The organism is Erwinia sp. AnSW2-5, assembly GCF_045107195.1.
Taxonomy (GTDB): Bacteria; Pseudomonadota; Gammaproteobacteria; order Enterobacterales; family Enterobacteriaceae; genus Erwinia.
In genome coordinates this window covers 23,371-39,395 of sequence record NZ_JBJGXA010000034.1, presented here as the reverse complement: position 1 = coordinate 39,395, position 16,025 = coordinate 23,371, and the positions used below count along the sequence as shown (strand labels likewise).

Annotated in this window: 14 protein-coding genes and 3 pseudogenes; 12 read left to right on the top strand and 5 right to left on the bottom strand. The window is 50.7% G+C overall.

The features are described 5' to 3' along the window. The first annotated feature begins 4 nt into the window (after positions 1-4). The gene (locus tag ACFL9S_RS20010) at positions 5-295 is read left to right on the top strand and encodes a hypothetical protein (protein ID WP_405263598.1); all 291 of its coding nucleotides are present in this window, start codon (positions 5-7) and stop codon (positions 293-295) included. 93 nt (positions 296-388) lie between these two features. Here ACFL9S_RS20010 and ACFL9S_RS20005 read toward each other — a convergent pair. The 3 genes and pseudogenes from ACFL9S_RS20005 to ACFL9S_RS19995 all read right to left on the bottom strand — a co-directional run. Continuing rightward, a pseudogene (locus ACFL9S_RS20005) lies at positions 389-487 on the bottom strand (IS3 family transposase); the annotation flags it as partial. Next, on the bottom strand, positions 471-761 hold the full coding sequence (locus tag ACFL9S_RS20000) for a hypothetical protein (RefSeq protein ID WP_405263662.1): 291 nt from the start codon (positions 759-761) through the stop codon (positions 471-473). The gene ACFL9S_RS20000 and the pseudogene ACFL9S_RS20005, both read right to left, overlap by 17 nt. Before the next feature lie 268 nt (positions 762-1,029). After that, positions 1,030-1,143 (bottom strand): annotated as a pseudogene (locus tag ACFL9S_RS19995) (ogr/Delta-like zinc finger family protein); the annotation flags it as partial. A gap of 138 nt (positions 1,144-1,281) precedes the next feature. Here ACFL9S_RS19995 and ACFL9S_RS19990 point away from each other — a divergent pair. Then, positions 1,282-2,112 carry an RNase A-like domain-containing protein gene (locus tag ACFL9S_RS19990; protein ID WP_405263597.1) on the top strand — a complete coding sequence of 277 codons (831 nt, stop codon included), beginning with the start codon at positions 1,282-1,284 and terminating at the stop codon, positions 2,110-2,112. 4 nt (positions 2,113-2,116) lie between these two features. Next, complete coding sequence (locus tag ACFL9S_RS19985) at positions 2,117-2,407, top strand: contact-dependent growth inhibition system immunity protein (protein ID WP_405263596.1); 291 nt, start codon at positions 2,117-2,119, stop codon at positions 2,405-2,407. A gap of 37 nt (positions 2,408-2,444) precedes the next feature. On the opposite strand, the gene ACFL9S_RS19980 is transcribed toward ACFL9S_RS19985, so the two are convergent. Both ACFL9S_RS19980 and ACFL9S_RS19975 read right to left on the bottom strand, forming a co-directional pair. Next, entirely contained in the window at positions 2,445-4,838 is a 2,394-nt protein-coding gene (locus ACFL9S_RS19980; RefSeq protein ID WP_405263595.1) for a TIM-barrel domain-containing protein, read from the bottom strand. Positions 4,839-4,852: 14 nt separating this feature from the next. Further along, a complete protein-coding gene (locus ACFL9S_RS19975) occupies positions 4,853-6,154 on the bottom strand; it encodes an MFS transporter (protein WP_405263593.1) in 1,302 nt (433 codons plus the stop codon). Between the two features lie 292 nt (positions 6,155-6,446). Between ACFL9S_RS19975 and ACFL9S_RS19970 the strand changes: the two are divergent. From ACFL9S_RS19970 to speG, 9 genes and pseudogenes are all read left to right on the top strand, one after another. Beyond that, positions 6,447-6,686, top strand: a pseudogene (locus tag ACFL9S_RS19970) (mannonate dehydratase); the annotation flags it as partial. Between the two features lie 42 nt (positions 6,687-6,728). Beyond that, a complete protein-coding gene (gene uxaC, locus ACFL9S_RS19965) occupies positions 6,729-8,150 on the top strand; it encodes a glucuronate isomerase (RefSeq protein WP_405263592.1) in 1,422 nt (473 codons plus the stop codon). A 113-nt stretch (positions 8,151-8,263) separates the two neighbouring features. Beyond that, entirely contained in the window at positions 8,264-9,058 is a 795-nt protein-coding gene (uxuR, locus tag ACFL9S_RS19960) for a Uxu operon transcriptional regulator (RefSeq protein ID WP_405263591.1), read from the top strand. A gap of 245 nt (positions 9,059-9,303) precedes the next feature. Continuing rightward, on the top strand, positions 9,304-10,155 hold the full coding sequence (locus ACFL9S_RS19955; RefSeq protein WP_405263590.1) for a PA4780 family RIO1-like protein kinase: 852 nt from the start codon (positions 9,304-9,306) through the stop codon (positions 10,153-10,155). Between the two features lie 613 nt (positions 10,156-10,768). Further along, on the top strand, positions 10,769-11,794 hold the full coding sequence (locus ACFL9S_RS19950) for a hypothetical protein (RefSeq protein ID WP_405263589.1): 1,026 nt from the start codon (positions 10,769-10,771) through the stop codon (positions 11,792-11,794). Positions 11,795-11,922: 128 nt separating this feature from the next. After that, complete coding sequence (locus tag ACFL9S_RS19945) at positions 11,923-12,930, top strand: BamA/TamA family outer membrane protein (RefSeq protein WP_405263588.1); 1,008 nt, start codon at positions 11,923-11,925, stop codon at positions 12,928-12,930. Then, positions 12,930-14,072 carry a DUF4056 domain-containing protein gene (locus ACFL9S_RS19940; RefSeq protein ID WP_405263587.1) on the top strand — a complete coding sequence of 381 codons (1,143 nt, stop codon included), beginning with the start codon at positions 12,930-12,932 and terminating at the stop codon, positions 14,070-14,072. The genes ACFL9S_RS19945 and ACFL9S_RS19940 overlap by 1 nt, the downstream gene beginning before the upstream one ends. A gap of 410 nt (positions 14,073-14,482) precedes the next feature. Beyond that, complete coding sequence (locus ACFL9S_RS19935; protein ID WP_405263586.1) at positions 14,483-15,349, top strand: nucleoside-specific channel-forming protein Tsx; 867 nt, start codon at positions 14,483-14,485, stop codon at positions 15,347-15,349. A gap of 103 nt (positions 15,350-15,452) precedes the next feature. Then, positions 15,453-16,019, top strand: a complete 567-nt coding sequence (speG, locus tag ACFL9S_RS19930) for a spermidine N1-acetyltransferase (protein WP_133845806.1) — start codon at positions 15,453-15,455, stop codon at positions 16,017-16,019. Positions 16,020-16,025 lie beyond the last annotated feature (6 nt).

The following is a 16,025-nucleotide window of genomic DNA, read 5'->3' as shown; positions in this document are numbered from 1 at the left end:
TCTAATGGAAAAATATCAAACTTTAAACGTATTTTTGACGACCTTTCTTGGTAATGATGCCGATGCTTATGGTGAAAGCTACTCTGAGATTGTCGATACTGCAATAGACATGGTCACAGGATTAAAATCAGACCTTCAGGCAGATGCTGCTGAGTTCGCACGTGATTTCTCAGATAATGACGCGGCAACTAAGTGCCTCAATAAGCTAACCAATGGAGATATCGGTGATATGTCTTTTTTACGACCATCACCGCTCGAGTTCGTTACATGGCTTTCGGTTTATCTGAAGCAATAACTGAAACCTTATAATTTAATAAAAAAAGTCCACATCCATGTGGGCCACTGCTATCGGGTCACTTTCCTGAACTCAGCGTCAGCGTGGTTTTCTTCAATACCGAGAGGCCTTTTCGAAGGCCTCCTGACTGACGCCGCCGAGATAACTGTGGCGTCGGGTACGGTTATAGAACACTTCAATGTAATCGAAGATGAACGTTTGTTTTGCCACGTGATATCGCTGCAGGATCTGGAGTGTGGTGATCTGATCCTGACCACGGCCAAAAGTTCGATTTATTCAACAAAGCCACATTTAGGTACACGGGACAAATTTGAATTGGATAAAAACCTAATTTTACATGAATTTGCGCAATCCATTCAGACTCCGCCAGCCCAAATTTTTTCGCGGCGGTTACAGAGCCGACCGCGTAGAAGTCCTGAAAGCCAACAAGGTTAACGCCGAGTGGGCTTTTTTGTGTCTGTAACAACCCATACTCCCCCCACCTGAATCCGATGATTATGGCTATACCTTAAGATATTCCCCCCCAGTAAACCGCATGCAAATCCATGCACCTTATGCATGCACGACTCTTCACAAAGTGGGCTGACCCGAAAAAAGGACTTAAAGGAGAAACAGCGGGAATAAAAACGCCGCTCTGGTGGCTGCGGCATCAGGAATTAAGGTGATCGAAAGGCTGAACCATAGCGCCCGATTGTTTGCATTTTACTCTGCGGTTCTGGAGCCACCGACTGCGGTTAATGATCCCTGGTGATGTTTTCATACATATTAAACGAGCATAAGCAGCCGAGGTTAGCGCACTGATGATAGCGCTCCTTCATTTGTTCGGACTTATAGCAGCTTGCTTTAGCATGGCCGGGCTTTTGAAAGCGGGCAGTACATCACGTCAGTATTTTTACGAAAAAGACGTGGATACTCAGGATAATATTTACCCGCTAATCCCACGCCTTTACCATTCGTTCTGGATTATTAGATAACAAGGAAACGTTATGGAAAACGGTTTTAGTATTGCCCTGACCCCGGTCCAACTGGCAGCCGTCATGGCGGATGAATCTGTGCTCACCGAGCGTATCTGGGGCAGCATCGGATTTCTCGGTAGTGTGCTGGAGCTTGCCAGTGCCACCGCCCTTTGTCTGGTGCCGGAGCCTACCGGAGTGACGAAAGCGGGATGCATTATTGTGGGTGCACACAGTCTGGATGGGATTAGCGCTTCTGCCTATCAGGTCTATTCTGGCAAACCAACCGCGTCAATGACAGCACGCGCTACGGCTGGTATCGCAAAAGAGCTAGGTGCAGATAAATCCACTGCTGATCAGATTGGTATCGCCGTAGACGTGATTCTTCCGTTCTCTGTTGCTGGTGCGGCTCGTGTTGCGTCGGTCAGAATGGGACAGGTTAATCTGATGAAGCATGAGGCGGTTAAAGGAATTAAAGGTGGTGGTCATACGATTAAAAAACACGTTGGTAAGTCTGAGCTGGAGATGAGGGATAAAATCAAACGGGGACTGCAATCAGGATCTCTTAACCCTCTTACCGGAGCAACCAGCTCGTTCTATAACTTAAATACTGCTGAGAAGGCTCTCAGCAAAGCAATCAAAGTAAATCGGGGACGAATCAGGGCCTGGGCCAAAAGTACTTCCGCTGATCGTGCCGGTGCATACTTAGAACTGCGCTACGCTCACAGTAGCCCGGTAGGGGGCGTCATTACCGTACAATCAGGTAAGCTGGTTGAAACCAATAAAATTGAATTTGTTCTTTTAAAGAAAGAACACAATAAAAAACCCTATTATATTTTAACTGCGTTTCCAATTCTGGATTAATACGATGAAAAAATACGAATCGATCAGTATCTTTTTTCGGTATTTTTTTGGTCCCGACTGGGGAGATAGTTATCAAGAAATCGTGGATGCGTATATCAACCGTCAGAATGAGTTTGATAATGAATTCATCGAGGAAATCGATGATTTTCTGAAGCATTATCCTGATAACGACTCAGCAAATCCTGCTTTAGAGAAAATTTGTAACGGCAGTATGGCGTTTTTACACCCCTCCCCTGTAGACTTCCTCACCTGGCTCTCAGCGTACCTGAAACAAAAGCGTGACGAAGAAATATAAAGCCCGCCATACGGCGGGCTTTTTGCTCTCCGCAGACTTATTTCGTCAGCCTGCCAGCGGCGTGCCAGCATGCCGTTGCGGCATCGGCTTCCACGCCATCAATATACAGACGACGCTTTTCACCGGCAGGTAAAGTAACTTTTAGTTGCTGCCATGCTGGCTGATAGTTGCCCTGCGGATCAAATGTGAGGCGAATAGCGTTGGCGTCACACGTCATTTCCCAGTGCAGCCACAGCGCATTGCCCTGCTGATAGCCCCATGATTCGCCGTCATCTTCAAACAGCATCCCGCGCGCGCTGCCAACGCCCTGCAACGGGAACAGCTGCAATTCGCGCTGATCGTCGGCGCGTGCATCCACATGGGCCAGGCGCTGGCTAAGCGGCAACCCTGCCCCCGCACGCACCAGCAGCGGCAGTTTTTCCAGCGGTGCATCCAGCGTGATCCACTGTCCACCGCTATACCACTGACCGGTGGCGAAATCATACCAGCCGCTGTGATTATCCGGCAGCCACACGCTGCGCTGGCGCTGGCCCGGCTCGACCACGCTGGCGACCAGCAGATCCTGGCCGAGCATAAAATCATCACATTCGACAAAGGTCTGCGCATCGTGCTGATGATCGAGGAAGGTTGGCCGCAGCATCGGCTCATCATCGACATGTGCCTGCCATAATAAGGTATACAGATAAGGCAGCAGGCGATAGCGCAGTTCAATTGCCTGACGAACCGCCGGGATCACTGCCTGATGCATCCACGGCTCATTAACGGTGTGATCATCATTCCATGAATGAATGGTAAAGCGCGGATGCATCACGCCGTTCTGCACCCAGCGAACAAACAGTTCCGCATCCGGTTTATCACCGGAGAAGCCGCCGACATCGTGCCCCACGTTGTACAAACCGGACAGACTCATGCCAATGCCCATGCGGATGTTGTAGCGCAATGTGGTCCAGTTTGTCCGGTTGTCACCACTCCAGGTTTGCACATAGCGCTGCATACCGGCACAGCCGGAACGGGAGATCAGAAACGGGCGTTTTTCCGGCGCGAACTTCTGCTGGGCTTCCATTGATGCACGCATCATTAACAGCGGCATCACCGGGCGAATATGTTTAATCGCCACCGGCTGACCAAAGCCGTGACAGCGCGCCTCACCATCCCAGACTTCATATTCGTTATTATCATTCCAGGTGGAATCAATCCCCTTCTCAAGCAGCTGTGTGGTGACATTTTCCTGCCACCAGGCCACCGCTTGCGGATGGGTAAAATCAAGGTGCGAACCTTCGTCATCCCAGAAACTGGAGCGTTCAGGCGTATCGCTTTCCGAATCCAGAATAAATAACCCCTGCTCCGCTACCTCCTGATAACGCGGGTGATCCTGCAAGAGACAAGGCTTGATATTGGCCGCCAGACGGAACCCGGCAGTATGGAAAGCCTCGCTCATCACTTCTGGCTGTGGAACCTTGTCGTAGTTCCAGTTGAAGACGTAGCGTTTATTGTTGATGGAGGTATAGCCGGAAGAGAGCTGGAACGAATCACAAGGGATCGCATGCTGCTCGCAGAGACGAATAAAATTCATCAGCTGATGCTGTGCATCGTCGGCGTCAGTGTAGTGCATGGTAGAGCCACTGTAGCCGAGGCTCCATTTTGGCCCAAACAGGGTTTTGCCGGTCAGGCGGACAAAGGCTTTGGTGACATCCAGCACCCGCGCGCCGGTAAAGATGTAATAATCGATATCACCACTTTCTGCCTGCCAGCGGCGATAGGGCTGGTGGTAATTATCCAGCTCATTGCCAAGGTCGATCAGGCTGTTGCTCAGGTTGTCGTAAAACAGTCCGAAACTCACCTCGCCGCGATAAGTAATGGTAAACGGCAGATGTTTATACAGCGGGTCGGTGGACGCGGCGTTATAGCCCATCGCATCGAGGTTACGCATTTCATAGCGCTTGCCGTTGCGCTGCAGGTCACCGGTTTTTTCTCCCAGGCCATAGTAGCGATCGTCATTCATCCGCCGCTGGTAATGGGCGGCACCATCGCCATGAGCATTCAGCAGATAGGCGCTGGTCGGACGGTCGCTGGTCAGCAGCCGCCACTCGCCGGACTGATGGCGATATTGCCACTCCAGCCAAAGCGGCTGGTGAATAATCACCCGTAACTGCTCCGTGGCGACAATCAACGAGTCATCCTGTTCCGTCAGGGTAAAACCGGGTAAGGAGAAGCCTGCCAGATTTTCACGCGGGCGCCCTTCCCACGGCACATCGTCCTGCGGTGCGATGCTCCAGGTCCGGTCAAGGCTATACTCGCCGTGACGTTTGATCGCCACGCGAAACAGCGTCTCTTCAAGGATATACAGGCAAAAGATATGCTTGCCATCCACCGTCAGTTCAACATGATGGTTATCAGACTGGGTTAAGGACCAGTGTTTTAAGGTTTTCATCGTGACCTTCCCCTTCAGGCGCGTTTCGCGCGTCGTTCAGCAATAAATGCAATCAGGAATATCGCACCAATCAGATCAAAGAATCCCATGGCGATAAAGAGTGGATTAAAGCCAATTTTGTCGGCAGTTAAGCCGATAATCAGTGAGAACATAAAACTGGAGATCCAGGCGAAAGAGCCACGCATACCGTTGACGGTTGCCATCTGGCCTTTATCAAACTTCTCCACCACCAGGGCGCTCAGCATGCAGGAGATAATCTGGTGACCAAAACCACCCACCGAGATCAACGCAATGGCGACATAGGGATCTTTGGTGAAGGCGACCATCGCCAGCGACAGCATCAGAAATGCGCCGGTGACCGAACTGGCGACCACCGAGTTAACCTGGCTACAGCCGGTTACGCGGACATACAGCCGGGTCAGATAGCCGCTGGCGACGCTGCCTAAATCGGCCGCAAGGAACGGCATCCATGCAAACATCGCAATCTGTTTGAGATCCATACCGAGATCGTTGGCAAGATAGAGCGGCACCCAAAAACTCAGCACGCCCCAGGCTGGCTCGGCCATAAAGGCCGGAATGGCAATGCCGTAGAAACGTTTGTTCTTCGAGACGGATTTCAGCGAGGTAAAGAACCCCATTTTGACGGCCGCTGGTTCATTATCCTGCTGAATATACTCCAGTTCTTTCGGGTCCAGATTCGGGTGCTGTTGCGGGTTGTGATAAAAAAGCGCCCACAAAGCAACCCACGCCAGCGCCAGACCGCCAGTGAAGATAAACGCGCCCTGCCAGCCAAACCACGAATGAGCAAAATAGATAATCGGCGGCGCTAACATCGCACCAATGGAGAAGCCCACACCCGCCCAACCGGCAGCAATCGGACGCTCTTTGCGCGGGAACCACTCGCCCAGCACTTTGGCATTCGCTGGCGTCGCGGCCGCTTCGGCACCGCCCATCACAAAGCGCAGGATGGCTAAATGCAGCCAGCTACCGGCACCGGCATGGAACAGACAGGTTAATGCCCAGACGCTGGCGCAGATCAGAAAGCCGACTTTCAGACCGATAACGTCAATCAGCCAGCCGCACAACGGCTGAAAGAAGGTATAGGCCAGCTGAAACGCCCCAACAATCCATGAGTATTGTTCGGTGGTAATCCCCAGGCTGGTTTTCAGCTCAGGTGCCAGAATACCCAACGAATTTCGGGTGATATAGTTGACCGTCACACCGGTTAAAAACAGGATCAGTACCCACCAGCGCAAATTGCGAAAAGTACGCCTGCTCCCCACTGCGCTTATCCCCGGATTCAAACTGCGGTTCATCTGATTCTCCACTTTTTTTATCGTGACATCATGACTAAGACTCCTCCTGCTTGCAGGGGAAGGATTTTTCGAGTCGTCTCTGAATGCGCGAAAATGAGTGAACCACAGTTTGCTGACATGATCGTCAGCAGGAGTTTGCATTTGTGATCTGGTTAACCAAAACAAGGGCTTTGGTTGACATCGTGCATAAATTAGTCGAATTTCACTCTCATAAGGCCTGATTGTTATGCCATATGGCAAATTTCGTCGATATTGGTCAACCAATATAACCCCATGACCGGATGAGATCTGGCTCAGGCAGTTCGGCCCGCGCATCGATTTCGCCCATTTGTGCCCGACGCTGCGCGAAGAAGAGCATCGCCGTAAAGCTGATGGCGCAGAACATTTGATTCCGATGCGCCCGACCACGGTCATCAGATGCTTGACGATTTGCACAAAAACCAACCAAGGATATTCGGCGATTGGTCGTCTGAAAGGTCTGGCGGAAGTACGCGGTGTGGGACTGGCCATTCATCGCGCTTTTTTCCAGTAACAGCGACTGAGCGGCCATCGCCCCCCTGAGCCGGAGAACATCATGAAAACTGCCTTTATGGATGACGATTTCCTGTTACACAGCGAAACCGCCCGCCATCTTTACCACCATTTTGCCGCAGCAATGCCAATTTATGATTTTCATTGCCACCTCAGCCCGCGCGATATCGCACTGGACCGGCGCTTCGATAACCTGACTCAAATCTGGCTGGAAGGTGATCACTACAAATGGCGGGCACTGCGCGCCGCCGGAGTCGATGAATCATTGATCACCGGGACAACCCGCAGCGATTACGATAAATATCTCGCCTGGGCGAATACCGTACCCCGTTTGCTGGGCAACCCGCTGTACCACTGGACGCACCTTGAACTGCGCCGTCCTTTTGCTATCAGCGGCACCCTGCTGGGGCCGGACAGCGCTGAAGCCATCTGGAATGACTGCCAGCAAAAACTGGCAACGCCCGCGTTTTCCGCGCGCGGCATTATGCGGCAGATGAATGTGCGCATGGTCGGCACCACCGATGACCCGATTGATTCGTTGGAATACCATCGGCAGATCGCTGACGATAACAGCATTGATATTGATGTCGCGCCAAGCTGGCGTCCGGATAAAGTGTTCAAAATTGAGCTTGAGGGGTTTGTCGGTTACCTCGCGCAACTGGAGGCCGCCGCCGATGTGGCTATTGGCAGCTTCGACGATCTGCGTCGTGCGCTGTTCCGCCGCCTTGATCACTTTGCCGCACATGGCTGCCGCGCCTCGGACCACGGTATTGAAACCGTGCGCTATGCGCCGGTGCCGGATGACAAGGTGCTGGATGCCATCCTGGCGAAACGTCGCCGTGGTGACACGCTGGAAGAGAACGAGATTGCACAGTTCAGCACCGCCGTGCTGGTATGGCTTGGTGGAGAGTATGCGCGGCGCGGCTGGGTGATGCAGCTGCATATGGGTGCCATCCGTAATAACAGTACCCGCATGTTCCGCCTGCTCGGCGCTGACAGCGGCTTTGACTCGATTGGTGATAATCTGCTCGCCTGGCCACTGGCGCGGCTGCTCGACAGCATGGATATCAACGACCAGTTACCCAAAACTATCCTCTATTGCCTGAATCCACGCGACAATGAGGTGCTGGCGACGATGGCCGGTAATTTCCAGGGAGCAGGGATCGCCGGTAAAATTCAGTTTGGTTCCGGCTGGTGGTTCAATGACCAGAAAGATGGCATGTTGCGGCAACTGGAACAGCTGTCGCAAATGGGGCTGTTAAGCCAGTTTGTTGGCATGCTGACCGACTCACGCAGCTTCCTTTCTTACACCCGCCACGAATATTTCCGCCGCATTCTGTGCAATATGCTGGGCCAGTGGGTTAAAGAAGGCATCGTGCCTGACGATCGAGCTATGCTGGGCAGTATGGTGCAGGATATCTGCTTTAATAACGCCGCACGCTACTTTGCACTGCCCCCGGCGTAGGGCGGCGGGAAGGCTGATTACCCCCTGCTTAGCATGGGGTATACTCTGGTCTGGCTATTCGGCGATGGTCATGGCACAGGTCGTCAACCGGTTAACTCTCAGAAAAGAGCATTATGAAATCAAATACTTCCCAACAGCGCCCCTATCAGGAAGTCGGGGCAATGCTACGTAAGATGATTGCGCAAAATCACTATGCTGCTGGCGATCGTTTACCACCTGAACGCGAAATCGCCGGGACGCTGAATGTAACCCGCACGCTGGTGCGTGAAGCGTTGATTATGCTGGAACTTGAAGGAGTGATCGAAGTACGGCGCGGCGCGGGGATATTTTTGCTTCAGGATCCCGCCATGCGGCAGACGCCGGAAAGCGCGCCGGTGCAGAACCACTGCAACGACGCCGGCCCTTTTGAAATGTTGCAGGCGCGCCAGTTGCTTGAAAGCAATATTGCCGAATTTGCCGCGCGACAGGCAACGCGTGAAGATATAGCCAAAATGCGCCAGGCACTGGCGCTGGAAGAGAAAGAGCTGGCTTCTGGTGACGCCGATGAAACTGAGAACGGCGATATGAATTTCCATCTGGCCATTGCTGAGGCCACCCATAACAGCATGCTGGTGGAATTATTTAAACAATCCTGGCAATGGCGTGAAGATAATGTGATGTGGAATCAGCTGCATCGCCATCTGGACAATACTCATTACCGCAAAGAGTGGCTGGAAGATCATAAAAAAATCCTCGTGGCGCTGATCAAAAAAGATGCCCGCGCGGCAAAGCTGGCGATGTGGCAGCATCTGGAAAACGTCAAGCAACGTCTGCTGAAGTTTTCAGATGTGGATGATATCTGGTTTGATGGCTACTTATTTGATTCCTGGCCGCTGGATCAGCTGAGCGCTCGTGACACCGACAGTTAATTTGTCGGGGGACCAGCGGTTCCAGAGCCGACCGCAGAAGTCCTGAAAGCCCACAAGGTTAACGCCGAGTGGGCTTTTTTGTGTCTTCAATTTACCCTTAGAAGCCTGAATTTCCGGTATCACTATCACCCCATCCTGCTGGCAGCCAGGGCTGGCGTTATGTATATTCAGACTTTGCCATTTTTTCCAGTACCGCCGTCTTTGTTATTGATACGAAAATCGGCTGAAATAAGGTATAAAGCCGTATGAAAATTCCCAACAGACTCCAACCTCTGGTTGATGATGGCCTGATAGACGATGTGCTTCAGCGGCTAAAAAGCGGCAAGGAAGCAGACGTTTACACTGTTTTATGCGGTGAAAATATCCGTTGCGCCAAAGTTTACAAAGAAGCGACCCAGCGCAGCTTTAAGCAGGCTGTGCAGTACCAGGAAGGGCGTAAAGTCCGTAATACCCGTAATGCCCGCGCCATGCAAAAAGGCTCAAAATTCGGCCGCAAACAACAGGAGGAGACCTGGCAAACAGCGGAGGTCGATGCCCTTTTCCGTCTGGCGAATGCCGGGGTTCGCGTGCCGCAGCCCTATCTTTGCATGGACGGTGTGTTATTGATGGAGCTGGTCACGGATGCTGAAGGCGCGGTTGCTCCGCGTCTCAGTGATGTGACCTTAACGGAAGAGATGGCCGTTACTGATTTCCACGAGATGATCCGCAATATCGTGCGCATGTTGTGTGCAGGTCTTGTGCATGGTGATTTATCAGAGTTTAACGTGCTGCTTGATGCACAAGGGCCGGTCATTATTGACTTACCACAGGCAGTCGACGCCGCCGCAAACAACCATGCTGAATCCATGTTTGAACGTGATGTGAATAATATCACCGCTTACTACGGCCAGTTCGCACCAAAGCTCTTGAAAACCCGTTACGCGAAAGAAATCTGGTTGCTATATGAAGACGGTAAGTTAACACCAGAAGCACCGTTAACCGGCCTGTTCGTTGAAGAGGTCCATGACGTGGATATGGATTCACTGATGGATGAAATTATTGCTGCTGAAGACGAGTTTTACGACCGCCAGCGTGCAGCCCAGGATCGCGAAGAGTAATACGCATGACGATGCTGTAGCAGCAGAGAAGAAGCCTGTAACCAGGCACTGACTGCTGTCAAAGCAAACTAAATGACTCAACGGTGACACCACAATAATCCGCTGGTGTTTTGAAAGCCCACAAGGTTAACCCTGGTGGGCTTTTTAGCCAGTGGGCATATTAAAAAACCACAATTAGATACGGTTGAATGTTGTAAATAGCATGACGAACCAGATGTTTTTTTCAAAGGATGGGAAGCAGCCGACATTTTTGTAAAAAAGAACCAATTGGGATGTTCACCTGGAACCGTGAGAAACCGAATCCACCATGAAATATAGAAGCAACATACCATCCATGAATTTTTTCTTTATCTTATTTCATTCACACATAAATAACTCAACTATAAAAAACATCATAATTAAATAAAATATTAACCACATCAAATTCACTCAATATGATTTAAAAATCTGATACTCATCATCGTAATAAAAACACAAAAAGCCAATAGCATCCCCCTCAACTTCAGCCGCTACAAAGTGCTGTCCCTTCAAACATCGCATTTTCTGGAATGAAAGCCCCTCATACTGTCGTTATGCTCCAGCCCCCTAAACCTCTTGATATACACGGATTGTAATGATGAAGAACTCCCCACATACAAAATCGAATGTGCTCATTGGCATTTTTTTTTGTACTATCCCGGCGACAAAAGCCCTGGCAGATATCCCGAACGCAAAACATGAGCCACTTTCTCTTGATTATCATAATGATAATCAAGATTCGCTGACAGTAAAAGAGGCAACTCCCCCCGCCTCTCCAGACCTGTTTGGCCCAACGACAGGACCGCTGCCTTTTTTTGGTGAGGAAATACGTAAGCGTGGTTATGAACTGCCTGATCCCTATGGAATTGGTTATAACCATATGAATATGCGCCAGAACATTGAGGTTGATAGTATCGATTTTTCCGGACTTAAACTCTTCGGTTTTCCTATCCCTCAAAATATTTTTAAAATCGATGTTGGCCACACACGGGAGAGATCCCTGACTGACACAGCGAGACTCGATACCTGGCTATTTCCTTTTTTAAATGTTTACGCCGTTGTCGGGCATACCAAAGGGAGTTCGAAGTCTAATGTTTCCGTTGATGCTCCAGTAATAGGAAAAATGTCAAATATTGACTTCACCTTAAAATTTAAAGGCACCACCTATGGTGCAGGTACAACACTGGCCTATGGTTACCATAACTGGTTTGGCACTCTGGATTTCAATTATACTCGAACTAGTTTTGATATTCTTGATGGCAGTACTACCGCCTATACGTTTACACCGCGCATTGGTTATCGTTTTACCGTGCCCGGATCAGCGAAATATTCTATTCCCGTGTCTCACGCCAGTTTATGGGTTGGGAGCATGTATCAAGATGTTTCTCAGGACTTCAGCGGTAACCTGAGTAATCTGCATATGCCGGCTAATCTGGTTAACATGGTTAACATGGTCAACCAAGACAACCAGGGGCGTTTTCGCGTTAAACAGCACCTCCAGTCCCCCTGGAACGTATTGGTTGGCGGTCAGTACGAGTTAACACGTAATTTCAATGTGATTACTGAAGTGGGCTTCGAGAAACGTAACAGCATTATGGTTGGCGGCGAGTTTCGTTTCTGAAAATGCACATTCATCACTCCCTGTTGATGGGGTTGCTCTTAATTACCCCGTTGTCTGAAGCAACATTACTGCCCAGCAGAGCGATAATCGACGACTACCTTGCCAGATTCAGCTCAGACCATGTGGATATGCGCAAAAGCATCGACTGGGGCGTGGTGCCAGGCCCTTTTTACACACCTGAACTGGGCATCGGTATCGGGGTGGCTGCTGTGGGCTTTTATCGTCCCGATGAAGAACAGCAGCAGACCCCGCTCTCATCGCTCTCACTAACCGGATTTGGCAGCTCCACAGGTGCCTTTGGCCTTGGTTACGAAAACAATACGTTTCTGCGTAATGACCAGTGGCGCTTTGTTCTGAGCGGAGATATCAGCTATCGTCCGCTGGATTACTGGGGCCAGGGGTATGAGGCTGGCCACAACAAACATGGGAAACAGTCTTACAACTCACGCACTATGTCGTTCAACCCAGAGATCCTCTATCGATTACAGACACATACCTATGTAGGGATTGGTGGCGCACTCGCCTATGAAAAGGCAGCCGGACTACAGAATAAAGAGACAGGGAGTTTCTTCCAGTCTCCGGTGCCGTTAAGCGAGTTGAACATTGGCGTCAGTTTGCTGTTCAGCTACGACACGCGAGATGTCACCATTAACCCCTCAAAGGGCCAGTTGTTGAATGTCCGCTACACCGATTACAGCCCTGAACTGGGCGGGGATAACCGTCTTTCCGTCTGGGATATGCAATACAACCTTTACCACTCCTTCAACCCAACCACTCTGCTGGCATGGGATCTGTACGGCCGTTTCGCCCAGGGGAATGTTCCCTGGACGATGGACGGAAGCCTGGGCGACAGTCATCACCTGCGCGGCTATTACGAGGGGCGATACCGCGATCGTAATGTGCTCACGACACAACTTGAACTGCGTAAAAAGCTCAACTGGCGGCATGGTGTGGTTGCCTGGGCTGGCGCAGGCAGTATGTCCCCCCGTCCGAGTGACGTTCTGGATGGACACTGGCTCCCTTCAGTGGGTGTCGGTTACCGCTTTGAGATTAAAAAACGAATGAATCTCCGTTTTGATTACGGCGTAGGACAGAGAAGTTCAGGTTTCTATTTTCAGATAGGTGAAGCCTTCTGATGAAAAATGCACTGCTATTGCTATGCCTGTTCATCAACGCCTGCCATCCGTATAGCTCACCCAATACCCCGATGATGCCGGGCGATTTGCAGCTTGCGGCAACACTGGCGGAACGCGTCTGGCCAGCGATACCGCCCCTCTCTCCTCCTGACGGTCTGCGGCCTTGTTGTGCCTTTGGCTATAACGTCAGGGCTAAGTTTTTAGGTATTTCTGTTCCCTTTTTTCAGTTAAGTAATGTTGTCGATCCTGATAACACGGGAAAGCACCACTATAACGACAGTTGGAAAAGCACCTTAACGACGCTGATGGGAATGAACAGTGAGCATGACGGCATTATCTATACACGACGGGGCGGATTTATTGACCTCGCCCATGTGCGTGATACCGCAGACAACACGCTATGGCTGTTCAGTCAGATTTGGCCTGCGCTGGGTCGTGCTACCACGATAAAGATGAGCAATGAACTCGGGCAACGCATTATCCGGCTACGGCAGTTTTCGCCCCCTGAAAACACGCTGGCGCGTTACAACCTGAGTGTCAGGCTGGCGGCTTACCTCGCCTTCCAGCTTGCAGCCTGGCATGAGGTCGCTCAGTGGTATGGCTTCCAGTCAGTGCCCGGCTATCCTGAAACCGTTTCCGCCTTTTCACCGGAAGATCTCTATTCCAATCTGCTCGGTGCGCGCATTGCTACAGATATACTTAATTCTGGCGGTGCATCAACCTTGCAGCAGTATCAACATTCGATGGCACAAATGCTCCCGCAGGCACTTGTACAGTTACAGGCCGTCGGCCCGCAAGCTACCCGCTTCCACTTTGATATGCTGGATGGTGCGTGGTGGAACAGTCACTGCCGCCTGCCAGACAAATTCCTGGTACGCCTGCGCAACTACAGCGTCAGCAACCAGCGCCAACCTTCACGCCCCGCAGATAATGTGCCTGAACTGTGGCTGACTTTACCCGACCATTTTGACCATCATCCCCTGTCGCAATTTGCGCGGATGGAAATCTGGAGGGGTGACAATATGGCCAACCTGCCATCACCACTGTTGATGTATAGCTACGATGATTTTGCCGTTCTGGCGCAACAGGCTGAAAAAAACGATCGCCATATGCTGGCAAAAATTGGCAGCCAGTGTGATTGAAAACCCCCTGTCCAGCACGCTGCAACATAAGTAATTCTTATAAATAACAGCAAGAAGAAGAACGCCGCATTGACCTGAAAATGTGCCGATGTTCTCCGCACCTCTGCCATTCCTTACAGGCAACCGTTTCCCCTTGTCACAAATGGCCCAAAATCGCATTACGCGAAAAGTTCCCTTCATACGGCACTTTAATGTGACGCCAATCACACTTTAACTGAATTAAAATGAAACTGAATTTGACAAGTGTGAGCAATCTCTATTTCCTAATGCACTGATAGCGGCACACTGCCGCAGTATTCATGGCGGGTGTTTTTGTTGCAGTCACAAGCACCCATTTGTCGCCCGTAGATAACTTGACCCCACCAGCGCGCTGGCTGCCGAGCAGGGTCTCAGAGCATGTGGTAATAATAATGAAATATAAAATTATGATGGCTGGCGCACTGGCAGCACTTTCCTGGACCCATGTTTCCATCGCTGAAACCAACAGCTCAGAATATGTTTCTGACTGGTGGCATCAGAGCGTGAACGTGGTGGGAAGCTATCACACCCGCTTCGGGCCGCAGCTGAACAATGACGTCTATCTGGAATATGAAGCGTTTGCGAAAAAGGACTGGTTCGATTTCTACGGCTACATCGACGTGCCTAAAGTCTTCGGCGTGGGTAACGGTAACGATGTCGGCGCATGGGATGATGGTTCTCCGTTCTTTATGGAGATCGAACCGCGCTTCTCTATTGATAAACTGACCGGCACCAACCTTGGTTTTGGTCCATTCAAAGAGTGGTATTTCGCCAACAACTATATCTACGATATGGGCGACAACAAGGCGAGCCGTCAGAATACCTGGTATATGGGTCTGGGCACCGACATCGACACCCACTCTGATGTAGGCCTGTCATTGAATGTGTATGCCAAGTATCAGTGGGAAAACTACGGTGCAGCCAATGAAGACAGCTGGGACGGCTACCGCTTCAAGGTGAAATATTTCGTTCCGCTGACCCAGCTTTGGGGCGGCAACCTGACCTATATCGGCTTTACCAACTTTGACTGGGGTTCTGACCTCGCCGATAAAGCCGGCCCGTCACGCACCAGTAACTCTATCGCCTCCAGCCATATTCTTTCTCTGGGCTACGACCACTGGCACTACTCTGTTGTGGCACGTTACTTCCACAACGGTGGCCAGTGGAATGACGGCACCGAGCTGAACTTCGGTAAAGGTAATTTTAACGTGAAATCAGACGGTTTCGGTTACTACCTGGTTGTCGGTTATAACTTCTGATAATCCGCAATACTGATATAACGCGCCGACGGGCGCGTTTTTTTTGCCTGTAATAAACCGCTATACTCCTCCGGCAATATTGCTTCTGCTAAAAGGAATTTTTATGTCTGCAAAGTCTGTTGATCACAGCGTGAAACTACGTCCACTGGAGCGCGAAGACCTGCGGTTCGTCCATCAGTTGGATAACAATGCCAGCGTGATGCGCTACTGGTTTGAAGAGCCGTATGAGGCGTTTGTTGAGCTGTCCGATCTTTACGACAAGCATATCCACGATCAGAGCGAACGTCGGTTTGTGGTTGAACACGATGGAAGTAACGCAGGACTGGTTGAACTGGTGGAGATTAATCATATCCACCGTCGTGCCGAATTTCAGATTATTATTGCCCCCAGCCATCAGGGAAAAGGGCTGGCCAGTAAGGCGGCGAAACTGGCGATGGATTACGGATTTTCGGTGCTTAATCTCTACAAACTATACCTGATCGTCGATAAAGAGAACGAAAAGGCCATCCATATTTATCGTAAGCTGGGCTTTGAAATTGAAGGCGAGCTGATCCACGAATTCTTTATCAACGGCGAATATCGCAACACCATCCGCATGTGCATTTTCCAGCATCAATATCTGGAAAAATTCAAACCCGCGCAGGGCATGGTCAAAACCACCGCGCAGTAAAACAAC

What these genes read in the sequence shown, in the direction of transcription:
- uxuR (WP_405263591.1), top strand. Translation starts at nt 8,264, where the DNA reads ATGAAATCAAATACTTCCCAACAGCGCCCCTATCAGGAAGTCGGGGCA.
- ACFL9S_RS19990 (WP_405263597.1), top strand. Translation starts at nt 1,282, where the DNA reads ATGGAAAACGGTTTTAGTATTGCCCTGACCCCGGTCCAACTGGCAGCC.
- ACFL9S_RS19940 (WP_405263587.1), top strand. Translation starts at nt 12,930, where the DNA reads ATGAAAAATGCACTGCTATTGCTATGCCTGTTCATCAACGCCTGCCAT.
- speG (WP_133845806.1), top strand. Translation starts at nt 15,453, where the DNA reads ATGTCTGCAAAGTCTGTTGATCACAGCGTGAAACTACGTCCACTGGAG.
- ACFL9S_RS19935 (WP_405263586.1), top strand. Translation starts at nt 14,483, where the DNA reads ATGAAATATAAAATTATGATGGCTGGCGCACTGGCAGCACTTTCCTGG.
- ACFL9S_RS19945 (WP_405263588.1), top strand. Translation starts at nt 11,923, where the DNA reads ATGCGCAAAAGCATCGACTGGGGCGTGGTGCCAGGCCCTTTTTACACA.
- ACFL9S_RS20010 (WP_405263598.1), top strand. Translation starts at nt 5, where the DNA reads ATGGAAAAATATCAAACTTTAAACGTATTTTTGACGACCTTTCTTGGT.
- ACFL9S_RS19975 (WP_405263593.1), bottom strand. Translation starts at nt 6,154, where the DNA reads ATGAACCGCAGTTTGAATCCGGGGATAAGCGCAGTGGGGAGCAGGCGT.
- ACFL9S_RS19985 (WP_405263596.1), top strand. Translation starts at nt 2,117, where the DNA reads ATGAAAAAATACGAATCGATCAGTATCTTTTTTCGGTATTTTTTTGGT.
- ACFL9S_RS19950 (WP_405263589.1), top strand. Translation starts at nt 10,769, where the DNA reads ATGATGAAGAACTCCCCACATACAAAATCGAATGTGCTCATTGGCATT.
- ACFL9S_RS19955 (WP_405263590.1), top strand. Translation starts at nt 9,304, where the DNA reads ATGAAAATTCCCAACAGACTCCAACCTCTGGTTGATGATGGCCTGATA.
- ACFL9S_RS19980 (WP_405263595.1), bottom strand. Translation starts at nt 4,838, where the DNA reads ATGAAAACCTTAAAACACTGGTCCTTAACCCAGTCTGATAACCATCAT.
- uxaC (WP_405263592.1), top strand. Translation starts at nt 6,729, where the DNA reads ATGAAAACTGCCTTTATGGATGACGATTTCCTGTTACACAGCGAAACC.